Below are 13147 nucleotides of genomic sequence, written 5' to 3'. Positions count from 1 at the left end.
TCATTTAAAATAACTGTCTTCCCATTGTGATTGACTGGATACCCCATGTTGAAACATTTGCTGGCCGTATTGTGCCTTTCCCTTGCCGGCCTGATGGCCAGCGCCCATGCCGCAGACAAGCCGGCCGCGCCGGAAATGACCGAGGAACAGTTTCTCGCCCAGCTGAAATTCCAGCGCGGCAAGATCACCCTGCCAGGCGGTATCGCCACCCTCGACTTGCCCGCCAATTTCCGCTATCTGTCGCCGGCCGACGCCGAGCGCGTGCTGGTCGATGCCTGGGGCAATCCACCGGGTTTCGAGTCGCTGGGCATGATTGTGCCGGCGGCCACCAGCGTACTCGAGCGCGACAGTTGGGGCGTGATCGTGACGTATGAAAAGGAAGGCCATATCAAGGACGACGATGCGGACAGCATCAAGTACGACGAGCTGCTGAAAGACATGCAGGCGTCCGTATTGGAAGGCAACAAGGAGCGCAAGGAGCAGGGCTATCCCGGCATCCATCTGATGGGCTGGGCGGAAAAACCGAGCTATGCCAAGGATACGCATAAATTGTACTGGGCCAAGGACCTGATGGCCGATGGCGGCGAGCATTCGCTGAACTACAATGTGCGCGTACTGGGCCGCGAAGGCGTGCTGAACCTGAATGCGATCGCCAGCATGGGCCAGATCGAGGCCATCAAGAAAGAGATGCGGCAGGTGACGGCTTTCACCGATTTTACGCCGGGCAATCGCTATGCCGACTTCGACAGCAAGACCGACAAGGTGGCCGAATATGGCCTGGCGGCGCTGGTGGCCGGCGGCGTGGCGAGCAAACTGGGCCTGTTCGGCAAGCTGATTGCGCTGCTGCTGGCCTTCAAAAAAGTACTGCTGGTAGTGCTGTTTGGCGGTGCGACGGCGATCTGGAAATTTTTCACGGGCAGGCGCAAGCAAGCGCCGCCTGTCACGCTGCCGGAACACCAGCCACTGCATGCAGCAGACGGCAAGGTCAATCTGGACAAGTAGCCCGTAGCTGCGTGCGCACGGGTTCGGCTGGCCTCGGCTACACTCGCTTATCGCCAACCCAGAGGAGTGAACAATGTCCGTATCCATGTACCAGGCCACCGTGCCAGTTTTCGTGCGCGGCTTGCGCGTCGTCTCTGGCCTGCTGGAAAAAGCGCAGGCCCATGTCGAGCAGGGTGGTATCGTGCCGGAAATTTTACTCGGTGCGCAGCTGGCGCCCGACATGCTGAACCTGACGGCGCAAGTACAGCGCGTCAGCGATACGGCGAAAATGTCGGTCGAGCGCCTCAGTACCATACCGGCGCCGCGCTTCGAGGACAATGAAACGTCGTTCGAACAACTGCAGCAGCGTATCGCCGATACGATTACCTATGTGGACGGCGTGAACGCCGGCCAGATGGCGGGCAGCGCGCAGCGCGAAGTGGTGCTGAACTGGACCGACGAGGGCAAGTGCTTCAATGGTGATGATTACCTGCTCAGCTTTGCCCTGCCAAATTTCTACTTCCATATTTCGATGGTCCACGCCATCCTGCGCAACAACGGCGTGGCCATCGGCAAGCTCGACTATCTCGGCCCGTATGATTGATTAGCGCTTAGCGCTGCGGCTGCTGCACCTGGTTCTGCACCGCATTGCCGAGGAAGCCGCCGCCGATCACGCCGGCCACCGTTGCCAGCGCCTTGCCACGGCCGCCACCGACCTGGTTGCCGATCAGGCCACCGATCACGGCACCGGTGCCGATGCCCACGTAGTTCGGTTGCGCAGGGGCTGGCGCCGGCTGCTGCTGGCGTACCGGTTCGCGGTAGGCGTAGTCGTCGTCACGGCTGGCAGGGCGCGCTTGCGCCACACGATGGACCACGCGTTTATGCACCACCGGTGCTGGCGCTGGCGCGGCTTGCGCAACCACAGGTGCGGGTGCGACGACTGGCGCGGCTACCGGTACCAGTGCCTGCGGCGCCACCAGATTGTTTGCCGCCAGGTCCGTTGCGACGGCAGGCGCTGGCGTATTCATGGCGCGTGAATTGGGCAGGATGCCGGCAATCGATGCCGCGCCGACCAGGCACAAAACCGTGGCGGAAATGGCGGCGCCGGCCATCAAGGGGTGGATGCGTGCGCTAGTGGTGGTGGCGGTGTTGTTCATGCTGGTCTCCTGGAACTGGTTGGTGTTGCTGATGTGTCCAGAGTAACGGCGCATCGCGCGCCAGGATAGACCTTGCGCTGTATCAAACGTAAGCAGGTGTAATCCGGAAATTTTCCCGTCGCAGTAAAATCAGTGCTTCACCAAGCCGGAGTCACCCATGAGCCACTTATTCACGCCCTATCAGCTGGGACCTTTGTCCCTGGTCAACCGCATCGCCATCGCCCCCATGTGCCAGTACTCGGCCGAGAACGGCAATGCCACCGACTGGCACATGATCCACCTGGGCCATCTGGCGCTGTCGGGTGCTGGCGTCTTGATGACGGAGGCGACGGCGGTCTCGCCGGAAGGGCGCATTTCAGCCGATGACCTGGGCCTGTGGTCGGATGACAATCAGCAAGCGCTGGGCAAGGTGGTGCAGGCGATACGCCGCCATTCGCGCATGCCGCTGATCGTGCAGCTCGGCCACGCGGGCCGCAAGGCGTCGAGCCGCGCGCCGTGGCAGGGCGGCAACTGCGTGCATGTGTCGGAAGGCGGCTGGCAGACGGTGGCGCCGTCGGCGCTGGCCCATGCGCCCGGCGAAACCGTGCCGATCGCGCTCGATGATGCCGGCTTGCTGCAGGTGAAGGCTGCGTTTGTCGCCGCCGCCAAACGGGTCCATGCGCTCGGCATCGAAGGCATCGAACTGCATGGCGCACATGGTTATCTGCTGCATCAATTTTTGTCGCCGCTGGCCAACCAGCGCACCGATGCGTATGGTGGCAGCCTGGAAAACCGCATGCGCTTTCCGCTGGAAGTCCATGAAGCCGTGCGTGCGGCCGTGCCCGCCAGCGTGGCGGTCGGCATGCGCATCTCCGCCACCGACTGGGTCGAGGGCGGCTGGGAGATCGAACAAAGCGTGCAGCTTGCGCACGCACTCAAGCGCCTCGGTGCCGACTTCATTCACGTGTCGAGCGGCGGCGTCTCGCCACTGCAGCAAATTCCGCTCAGCCCCGGCTACCAGGTGGGCTTTGCCGAGCGCATCAAGGCGGAAACCGGCATGCCGACCATCAGCGTGGGCCTGATCACGGAAGCGCAGCAGGCCGAAGACATTATCGCCAGCGGCCAGTCCGACATGGTGGCGCTGGCGCGCGCCATGCTGTTCGATCCGCGCTGGCCCTGGCATGCTGCGGCCAAGCTCGGCGCCCAGGTACAGGCGCCGCCGCAGTACTGGCGTTCACAGCCGCGCGAGTATAAAAACCTGTTTGGCGAGACGACAAAATAAGAGGCATGGATGGGCGCGGCGGATTGCCTGCCGGCCAAGCTCCCGCCATGCTTGCCATGCTACCGCGCATCGAATACCTCGGGCTGCGCTTGCGCCAGCTGTACCAGCATATCGACGGCAACCCTGACTTTGGTTTGCAGATGCCAGGTCTTTTGCCACAGGACATGGATAGGCATCGAGCCGCCGGAAATGGCCGGAAGTATCTGCACCAGCTCGCCTGTGCGCAGGGCCTCAGCCGCCAGCCACTTGGGAAGTTGCGCCAGTCCGTGTCCACCAAGACATGCGCCCAGCAACGCATCGCCGTCAGGCAGCTCATGCCGTACGGGGATCTCGTGTGGCGTGATCACGCCGCTGGCATTCCTCAGCAGCCAGGCAGGCCTGGCAGTGCGGCGCCATCCCGCCATGCAGTCATGCCGCAACAGGTCGGCATGGTTTTCAGGGGTGCCCTTGCGTGCGAGGTAGGCGGGTGAGGCGCAGATCACCATGTGCTGTTCGCCAAGACGGCGGGCGACCAGGTCGGGGTAATCGCCAAGCGTGCCGATGCGCACGGCCATGTCGATGCCTTCACTGACCATGTCAACCGCCTGGTCGCGCAAGGTAAACGACAAATCGAGGCGTTCATGACGCGAGGCCAGTGCCAGCAAAGGTGGAACGATGTGCCGCCGGCCGAATGTGGTCGGCAGGTCAATGCGCACGCGCCCGATCGGCTCCTGGTGGCCGGTGGCGAGAAATGACTCTGTCTGGTCCAGCTCTTCCAGGATACGCCGGCAGCTCAGCAGGTACGCCTCGCCCTCGTTGGTGAGGGCAATCCTGCGGGTAGTGCGATGGAGCAGCTGCACGCCCAGCCTGGACTCAAGCCGGGAAATATTCTTGCCCACGGCCGATCCCGTCAAACCGAGCTGCGCTGCCGCTGCCGTCAGGCTGCCCTTGTCGATGGCCAGGACAAACTCCCGTATGCCTGCAAAGCGATCTTCCATGGTGTATGCCCTATTCTGGAATCTAAGGATGGAAACTGAAGAATTTTAGCTACTTACTGAATGCATGGGAAGTAATTAGACTGCTCTTCGTTGAGCCGCATTCCGGTTCACTTTACTTGGAGAACAATATGCAAGCATGGCTGCTGAAAGATTTTGGTTTGAACAATCTGCAACTGGGAGAAGTGCCAACCCCGGTTCCACTGCCCGGCGAACTGCTGGTCAAGGTCGGCGCAGTGTCGCTGAACTTTCGTGACAAGGCCATCGTCGATGGATTCTATGAGCCACATCTGGTGCCGAAAAATCTGATACCTGTATCGGACGCAGCCGGTACCGTGGTCGCCGTGGGTGAGGGCGTGACGCGCTTCAAGGTTGGCGAGCGTGTCAATTCCCACTTGTATTCGCGCTGGATCGATGGCGAACCCGGCCCGGACGAGCCAGCCTATTGCTTCGGCATGCCGCTGCCTGGCGGCCTGGCCGAATTCATGATCATTCACGAGGACAGCGCCGTGAGGGCGCCCGAGGGCCTGACTGACGAGGAGGCATCGACCCTGCCGATCGCCGCGCTGACGGCATGGTATGCGCTGATGGACGTTGGCAACTTGCAGCCGGGGCAGACCGTACTGGTGCAAGGCACCGGCGGCGTGTCGATCTTTGCGGCGCAGATTGCCGCTGCGCACGGCGTCCACGTCATCGCCACATCGAGCAGCGACGCCAACCTGGAAAAAGTCAAGGCGCTTGGTGTGAGCGACGGTGTCAATTACCGCACGCATCCCGACTGGGAGAAAGAAGTCCTGAGGCTGACCGATGGCAAAGGCGTGGACATCACGATCGACGTCGCCGGCGGAGAAGGCCTGAACAAATCAGTGCTGGCGACCAAGGCGGCCGGCGTCATTGCACAGGTCGGTTTCCTGACCGGCCAGATGACGCAGTTGCAACTGATGCCGGTGATCTTCCGTCAAACCACCATTCGCGGCATTGCCGTGGCGCCACGCACCTCGTTTGACCGCATGAATCCCTTCCTGGAGCAGCACGGCATCAAACCCGTCATCGACAAGGTCTATGCGTTTGACGAGGCGCTGCAAGCTTTTGAGCACCTGGCACGTGGCCCCTTCGGCAAAGTCGTCATCAAAGTTGCCGATGATGGCGCTACCCGGGGCCAGCGCTAGTCAGTCACAGGATGTCGTGCTGCAAACGCCGCCATCCTCTGCTAGACTCGTGCTTCTGCATCCAATTTCTCCAGGACGATACGACATGCGCCATTGATACTGCCGTGCTTGTGCACGGCCCAGCCCATCCCGCCACCGCGCGAGTTCGCCAGCCTTGTACAAGGAGTATCCGCATGCCTGCATTACTGCAACTCGATCGTCTTTCTTTCACTTTGCCTGACGGCACCAGCCTATTCCATAATCTGCAATTTGCCTTCGCGCCGCACCGCGTCGGCCTGGTCGGCGCCAATGGCGTGGGCAAGAGCGTGCTGGCGCGGCTGCTGGCCAACCAGATGCTGCCCGCCAGCGGCGCCGTGCGCTGCGATGGCGGTATCCATTACGTGGCGCAGGAACTCGATCCCGGCCTCTTTCCCACAGTCGCTGCGCTGGCTGGCATCGATGGCGTGCTGGGTGCGCTGGAGCGCATCGCTAACGGTTCCATCAATGAGGCGGACTATGCGCTGGTCGGCGACGCCTGGGATGCGCCGGCGCGGCTGCAGCAGGCGCTCGACGAGATCGGCCTGGGCCAGTTGCGCCCCGATACGCTGACGGTATCGCTGAGCGGTGGCGAGCGCCAGCGGATCGCGCTGGCCGGCGCCTGGCTGTCGCAGGCCGACTGGCTGATTCTCGACGAGCCGAGCAATCACCTGGACGCGACCCGGCGCGCCCGGCTGGTGCAGCAGGTCCGGCGTTGGCCGCGCGGCTTGCTGCTGCTCAGCCATGACCGCGGCCTGCTGGCGCAGGTCGATGAAATTGTCGAGCTGTCGCCCCAGGGCTTGCGCAGCTATGGCGGCAACTACGCGTTTTACGCCGAGCAACGCGCTTTGGAACAGACCGGTTTTGCCAACGCCCTGCAGGCCGAAAAAGCCGGTGAAAAACGCGCGCAGCGCGCGGCGCAGGCACTGGCCGAACGCCAGCAGCGCCATGTGGCGCGCGGCGAACGCGACGGCCGCCACGCCAATCAAAGCAAGTTGCTGCTTGATGCCCGCAAGGAGAGCAGCCAGGACAGCCAGGGCAAGCTGCACCTGCGCGCGCAGGCGGCCCAGGCCGAACGTCGGCAGCGCGTGCGCGAGGCGAGCGAACGCTGCGCGCTTGATGCCGAACGGCTGCTGCTGGTGCCGGCCGGCAGCGTACCGAATGGCAAGCTGATGCTGGAATTGCGCGGGCTGGTCTTGCCGCATGGCCAGGCACAGCCGATTGATCTGGTGCTGTCCGGGCCACGCCGGCTGGCGGTGATGGGCGACAATGGCAGCGGCAAGTCGACCCTGCTGCGCGTGATCGCCGGCCTGCTGGCCCCGCGCAGCGGCGAAGCCATCTGCCATGGCCGCCTGGCCTGGCTGGACCAGCATGCGGGTGGGCTGGAAGGCGAACTGAGCGCGGTGCAGCGCTTGCAGGCGCGCAATGCCAGCATGGCCGAGGGAGAGTTGCGCACGCGGCTGGCGCTGCTGGGGATTGCCGGCGCACGCGCCACCATGGCCAGCGGCCTGCTGAGCGGCGGCGAGCGCATGAAGGTGGCGCTGGCGGCCGAACTGTATGCGCAAATACCGCCGCAAATGCTGCTGCTCGACGAGCCCGACAATCACCTGGACCTGGCCAGCTTGCAGGCCCTGGAGCGGATGCTGGCGCAGTACCAGGGCGCCTTGCTGGTGGTCTCGCATGACCAGGCCTTCCTGCAGCAATTGCGCCTGGACGAACCCGGCCTGCACCTGGCCGTCAAGGCGGAAAATTGGTGATAGTCGGTATAATCCACTGAATAACCACGCCTATTTGTGAACTTAAACTGGGCATTCCCCCCTATGATGGGGTTTAATCTGGAATTGTTGTCACAGTTATATTCCACTCTTTGTTCTATTGGAGAAATAGCATGTCGTTTTACGAAAAACTGAAAACCCTCAATATCGAATTGCCGACCGTTGCCGCGCCAGCCGCCGCCTATGTGATGCATGCGCGCACCGGCAATACCGTGTTCCTGTCCGGCCACTTGGCCAAGAAGGACGGCAAGGTCTGGGTTGGCCAGCTGGGCAAGGACACCACCACGGAAGAGGGCAAGCTGGCCGCGCGCGGCATCGCCATCGAACTGATCGCCACCTTGCAGGATGCCTGCGGCGGCGACCTGAACAAGGTCAAGCGTATCGTCAAGGTGATGAGCCTGGTCAATTCCACGCCTGACTTTACCGAGCAGCACCTGGTTACCAATGGCGCCTCGGAACTGTTTGTGGAAGTGTTTGGCGACAGCGGCAAGCATGCGCGTTCCGCGTTTGGCGTGGCACAAATTCCGCTCGGCGCTTGCGTCGAGATCGAATTGATCGCAGAGTTGGCCGAGTAAAGCAGCAAAGTTAAAAGTGGCAAATGCGCGCCGGCCCGCCGGCGCGTCATAAAAAAATAACGGAGACAAGTAATGAAATCGAATGCGCAAGGCTTGCACCGTGGCCTGGGTGAGCGACAGATACGCCTGATGGCGCTGGGCGCCGCGATTGGCGTGGGGCTGTTCCTGGGTTCGGGCAATGCGATCCGCATGGCCGGTCCCGGCATCATGCTGTCGTATATTATCGGCGGCGCGGTGATCTTCATGATCATGCGCGCGCTCGGTGAAATGGCGGTGCATAATCCCGTCGCCGGCTCCTTCAGCCGCTATGCCCAGGATTACCTGGGGCCCCTGCAAGGCTACCTGACGGGCTGGAATTACTGGTTCTTGTGGCTGGTCACCTGCGTGGCAGAAATTACCGCCGTCGCCATCTACATGGGCATCTGGTTTCCCGACGTGCCGCGCTGGATCTGGGCGCTGGCTGCCCTCGGTTCCATGGGAGCGGTCAACCTGCTGGCCGTGAAAGCCTATGGCGAATTTGAATTCTGGTTTGCGCTGATCAAGGTCGTCACCATCATTTTGATGATCGTCGGCGGCGCCGGCATGATCATCTTTGGCCTGGGCAACGACGGCGTGGCGATCGGCATTTCCAACCTGTGGACGCACGGCGGCTTTTTCCCGAATGGCGCGCAGGGCGTGCTGATGTCGCTGCAGATGGTGATGTTTGCCTACCTGGGCGTGGAAATGATCGGCCTGACGGCCGGCGAAGCGGCGAACCCGAAAAAATCGATCCCCGACGCCATCAATTCCGTGTTCTGGCGCATCCTGATCTTTTATGTCGGCGCGCTGTTCGTGATCCTGTCGATCTACCCGTGGAATGAAATCGGCACCACCGGCAGCCCGTTCGTGATGACCTTCGAGCGCCTGGGCATCAGGACGGCCGCCGGCATCATCAACTTCGTGGTGCTGACGGCTGCCCTGTCGTCGTGCAACGGCGGCATCTTCAGCACCGGGCGCATGCTGTACAACCTGGCGCTGCAAGGCCAGGCGCCGAAGGCGTTTGCCGAAACCACGGCCAGCGGCGTGCCGCGCCGCGCCATCATGGTGTCGGTGCTGGCGCTGCTGATCGGCGTGCTGCTGAACTACCTGGTGCCGGAAAAAGTGTTTATCTGGGTTACCTCGATCTCCACCTTTGGCGCCGTCTGGACCTGGGGCATCATCCTGGTGACGCAACTGCAGTTCCGCAAGACCTTGAGCCCGCTGGAAATCAAAAACCTGGCGTTCCGCATGCCGTTCGCGCCGTACGGTTCGTGGATTTCGCTGGCTTTCCTGGCGCTGGTGATCGGCCTGATGGCGTATTTTCCCGATACCCGCATCGCGCTGGTGATCGGCCCGGCCTGGCTGATTTTGCTGACCGTGCTGTACTACGTGCTGGGCCTGGCGCCGAAAGAGCGTGGCGAGGAAGTGCCGCAAGGTTATGAGGCGGGCTGGCCGCCGGCGGACACCAAGCTGCCAGACAGGAAATAAGTTCAGCTGCTGCCGATACCGGCGCGCCCTGCGATTGCAGCGGCGCGCTTTTTATTGGCCGCGACGTTGTTTCCTTGCATCAAAGATCTGTTTGGCTGGGCCGGTGAAAGCCCTATAATCGCTTAGTTTTGAAAATGGACTGTATTGTTTCCGGGTTTTTGCCAGGCAGGGCCGGTGCACCATTTTCATGCGTTTTCAGTCGTCATGACCCGCCTCCTAAAAGGATTGCTAGTGAGCCAAACCCTGGTCCAGAAACTTTGCCGCACCAAACCGATCGATACCACGAGCGGCGCTGGTGAAGGCCTCAGCAGCAGCGGCTTGAGCCGTTCCATCGGCCTGTTTTCCCTGACCATGATCGGTGTCGGCGCCACCATCGGCACAGGCATTTTCTTTACCATGGTCGAAGCCGTGCCCAAGGCCGGCCCGTCCGTCATCCTGTCTTTCCTGATCGCCGCCGTCACGGCCGGCCTGACGGCCCTGTGCTATGCGGAATTGTCGTTCCGCATTCCCGCCTCGGGCTCGTCCTACTCGTTTGCCTACGCCACGGTCGGCGAATTCCTGGCCTTTATCATGGCCGCCTGCCTGCTGCTTGAATATGGCCTGGCGGGCAGCGCGGTGGCGATCGGCTGGTCGTCCTACCTGAACAACTTCCTGCAAAATGCGTTTGGCTGGCATATCCCGGAAATGCTGCGGTCCCCCATGATCGTCTCCGGGCCGAACGGCATGGAGTTTCACGCCGGCCATATCAACCTGCCGCCCATCTTCCTGATTTGCATGTGCTGCTTCATGCTGCTGCGCGGCGCCAAGGAATCGGCCCTGATGAACGCCATCATGGTGCTGATCAAGCTGGCCATTTTGGTGTTCTTTATCGTCGTGGCGTTTTCCGGCTTTAACGCCGACAACTTCTTCCCCTTCTTCAATACCGACAACAGCAAGGGCTTTGCCGGCATGACGGGCGTGACCGCCGCCGCCGGCACGGTGTTTTTCTCGTTTATCGGCTTGGATACGGTGGCCACCGCCGGCGATGAAGTAAAAGATCCTACGCGCAATGTGCCGCGCGGCATCCTTGGCGCGCTGTTGATCGTCACCGTGTTTTATCTGCTGGTGGCCGTGGCGGCTCTCGGCGCGCAGCAGGCCAAGTTGTTCGAAGGCCAGGAAGCGGGCCTGGCGGTGATCCTGCAAAACGTCACCGGCCACGCCTGGCCGGCGCTGGTGCTGTCGGCCGGCGCCGTCATCTCCGTGTTCAGCGTGACCTTGGTCACGATCTACGGCCAGACGCGCATCCTGTTCGCCATCAGCCGCGACGGTTTGATTCCGAAATCGTTCCAGAAGATCCATCCGCGCACCCTGGTGCCGGTCAGCAATACCCTGATCGTCTGCCTGGTGGTGGCGCTGGTCGCCGGCTCGGTCGATGCAACCTATCTGTGGGACATGGTCAGCATCGGCACCCTGACGGCTTTCATGGTGGTGTCGATTGCCGTGCCGGTGCTGCGCCACAAGCAGGGCGCCAACCGCATCGAAGGCTTCAGCGTGCCGTTCGGCCCGTATGTGATACCTGGCCTGAGCGTATGTGCCTGCCTGTACATCATGCGCGACTTGCCGCATACCACCTTTGTTGTTTTCAGCGTATGGATGGCGATCACGGTCGCGATCTATTTCCTGTACAGCATACGCCACTCGCACCTGGGCAAGAAGGGCGCCTGAGCGTAATGTGATCATGCAAAACCGCCGCGCTTGCCGGCGGTTTTTTTCATTTATAACTGGAAATTACACGATGAAAATAACTGATATTGCCAGCGTTGGCGTCCTCGCCGGCGCCCTGTTTGCCGCTGACGCGCAGGCCGCCGCTCCCCAGACGATTCGCGACTACCGCGCCGTGGCCCTGTCCGGCAACGGCCAGCGCGTCGTTGCCATCGAGTCCAGCGACACGGGCGGCCAGGCAAAGCGTCCGCACGGCGTGTTGGTCGTGCGCGATGCGAATAGCGGCGCCATCGTGCAGCAGTTCGATCCCTGCGCCGTATGTTCCTACGACAAGCCCAGCTGGTCGCCCGACGGCACGCAGCTGGCCTTTGTCGGCTACGACGCCAAGGCGGGCAAGGCCAGTCTGTTTCGCGCCACCCTGGGCCAGTCCCAGACAAAAGAATTGTTGAGCTTGAAGGGCGTGGCCAGCACGGCGCGCTGGTCGCCCGATGGCAGGCAGCTTGCCTTGCTGGCGACAGTCGGTGCGCGCAAGCTGGCCGGCGCGGTGGAAGCGGGCGCGCGCCAGGTGGGCGAAGTGGGCAGCGAAGATGACGCCCAGCGCATCGGCGTGGTGGCCGCCAAGGGTGGCGAGCTGCGCCTGGTTTCACCGGCCGACACTTATGTGTACGAATACAACTGGACTCCGGACGGCCACGGTTTTGTGGCCACCAGCGCGCAGGGCAATGGCGACAGCAACTGGTGGGTGGCCAAACTGAGTCATGTCGATGCGGCCAGCGGCGCGCTGCGCGAGATTGCCGCGCCGGCCATGCAGCTGAACCTGCCATCGGTGTCGCCAGACGGCAAGACGGTGGTGTTCGTTGGCGGCCTGATGAGCGACTTCGGCTCGATCGGCGGCGATATCTATACCGTGCCGCTGGCCGGCGGCACGCCGCACAACCTGACACCGGACTATCGCGGCACCTTCAATGGCGTCGTCTGGCGCGGCAATGGCTTGCTGGCCACGGCACTGGTCGGCTCGCAGCTGGCGCTGGTGAAACTCGATCCGCAAACCGGGCCGGCTGCACCGCAACTGCTTGGTGAGATCAGCAGCGGCGGCTCCGACGGCCGCCTGTCGTTCAGTGCCGATGGCACGCAAGCCGCTGCCGCGCAGGAAGACTTTACGCATGCGTCGCAGCTGGTGGCGGGGCCCTTGAACGCGCTGAAAAAGATCACGCAGGACAATGACAGCCTGGCACCGCAGCTGAGCGTGCAAAACGTCGGCTGGACCAATGAAGGCTACCAGGTGCAGGGCTGGCTGCTGGGACCGTTGAAGGCCGAGGCGGACAAGCGGCATCCGATGATCGTGGTGGTCCACGGTGGTCCTGGCGCGGCCGCCTCGCCGCGCTATGTGGGGCCGGGCGAACTGGCCAGTGCGCAGGTGCGCGAACTGACGGAAAAAGGCTATTTTGTTTTCTTTCCCAATCCGCGCGGCAGCTTTGGCCAGGGCCAGGCATTTACGCGCGCCAATATGCGCGACTTTGGCGGCGGCGACTGGCGCGATATCCTGGCCGGCATCGACGCGGTGGAAAAAATCGCCCCCGTCGATGGCCAGCGCCTGGGCTTGACGGGCCACTCCTACGGCGGCTTCATGACCATGTGGGGCGTGACCCACAGCACGCGCTTCAAGGCGGCCGTGGCCGGCGCCGGCGTGTCGAACTGGATCAGCTACTACGGCCAGAACGGCATCAATCAGTGGATGATCCCGTTCTTCGGCGCCTCCGCGTATGACGACCCCGAGGTGTACCGCAAGGCGTCGCCGATCTCGACCATCAAGGCGGCAACTACCCCGACCCTGATCTATGTCGGCGAGCGCGACGTGGAAACCCCGGCCGCCCAGTCGCTGGAATTCTGGCACGGCCTGCGCGCCATGGGCGTACCGTCCAGCCTGTTCATCTATGACGGCGAAGGCCATTCCTTCCGCAAGCCCGAGCACCAGCAGGACCTGCGCCAGCGCACGCTGGCGTGGTTTGAGCGCTACCTCAAGTAGGTCGGAT

General features: G+C 62.5%; 11 protein-coding genes. 9 read left to right on the top strand and 2 right to left on the bottom strand.

Going from position 1 to position 13147, the window contains the following annotated elements; all coding sequences use genetic code 11:
• Window positions 1-45 precede the first annotated feature (45 nt).
• Window positions 46-1002, top strand: a complete 957-nt coding sequence (locus tag AC0Z42_RS28110; RefSeq protein WP_485471363.1) for a DUF2167 domain-containing protein — start codon at window positions 46-48, stop codon at window positions 1000-1002.
• Between the two features lie 73 nt (window positions 1003-1075).
• On the top strand, window positions 1076-1585 hold the full coding sequence (locus AC0Z42_RS28105) for a DUF1993 domain-containing protein (RefSeq protein ID WP_485471362.1): 510 nt from the start codon (window positions 1076-1078) through the stop codon (window positions 1583-1585).
• 7 nt (window positions 1586-1592) lie between these two features.
• Here the strand turns inward: AC0Z42_RS28105 and AC0Z42_RS28100 are convergent, their stop codons facing one another.
• Window positions 1593-2138: a glycine zipper 2TM domain-containing protein gene (locus AC0Z42_RS28100; protein WP_485471361.1), complete on the bottom strand. Its 546-nt coding sequence runs from the start codon at window positions 2136-2138 to the stop codon at window positions 1593-1595.
• A gap of 157 nt (window positions 2139-2295) precedes the next feature.
• Between AC0Z42_RS28100 and AC0Z42_RS28095 the strand changes: the two genes are divergently transcribed.
• Window positions 2296-3399 (top strand): NADH:flavin oxidoreductase/NADH oxidase, encoded by a 1104-nt coding sequence (locus AC0Z42_RS28095; protein ID WP_485471360.1) that lies wholly within the window; start codon window positions 2296-2298, stop codon window positions 3397-3399.
• Between the two features lie 59 nt (window positions 3400-3458).
• Here the strand turns inward: AC0Z42_RS28095 and AC0Z42_RS28090 are convergent, their stop codons facing one another.
• Window positions 3459-4376, bottom strand: coding sequence for a LysR family transcriptional regulator (locus AC0Z42_RS28090; protein WP_485471359.1), 918 nt, complete (start codon window positions 4374-4376; stop codon window positions 3459-3461).
• Between the two features lie 128 nt (window positions 4377-4504).
• Here AC0Z42_RS28090 and AC0Z42_RS28085 point away from each other — a divergent pair, with 128 nt between their 5' ends.
• The 6 genes from AC0Z42_RS28085 (at window position 4505) to AC0Z42_RS28060 (ending at window position 13140) form a co-directional block, all read left to right on the top strand.
• The gene (locus tag AC0Z42_RS28085) at window positions 4505-5542 is read left to right on the top strand and encodes a zinc-dependent alcohol dehydrogenase family protein (RefSeq protein WP_485471358.1); all 1038 of its coding nucleotides are present in this window, start codon (window positions 4505-4507) and stop codon (window positions 5540-5542) included.
• Window positions 5543-5715: 173 nt separating this feature from the next.
• Entirely contained in the window at window positions 5716-7314 is a 1599-nt protein-coding gene (locus tag AC0Z42_RS28080; RefSeq protein WP_485471357.1) for an ATP-binding cassette domain-containing protein, read from the top strand.
• A gap of 131 nt (window positions 7315-7445) precedes the next feature.
• Entirely contained in the window at window positions 7446-7907 is a 462-nt protein-coding gene (locus tag AC0Z42_RS28075; RefSeq protein WP_485471356.1) for a RidA family protein, read from the top strand.
• A gap of 72 nt (window positions 7908-7979) precedes the next feature.
• Complete coding sequence (locus AC0Z42_RS28070) at window positions 7980-9413, top strand: amino acid permease (RefSeq protein ID WP_485471355.1); 1434 nt, start codon at window positions 7980-7982, stop codon at window positions 9411-9413.
• Window positions 9414-9644: 231 nt separating this feature from the next.
• Window positions 9645-11117, top strand: coding sequence for an amino acid permease (locus AC0Z42_RS28065; RefSeq protein ID WP_485471354.1), 1473 nt, complete (start codon window positions 9645-9647; stop codon window positions 11115-11117).
• A gap of 70 nt (window positions 11118-11187) precedes the next feature.
• Complete coding sequence (locus AC0Z42_RS28060) at window positions 11188-13140, top strand: prolyl oligopeptidase family serine peptidase (RefSeq protein WP_485471353.1); 1953 nt, start codon at window positions 11188-11190, stop codon at window positions 13138-13140.
• Window positions 13141-13147: the final 7 nt, after the last annotated feature.

Source organism: Janthinobacterium sp. 1L-D-8-B-C4 (assembly GCF_057291295.1).
This window is presented reverse-complemented; position numbering and strand designations above follow the sequence as displayed.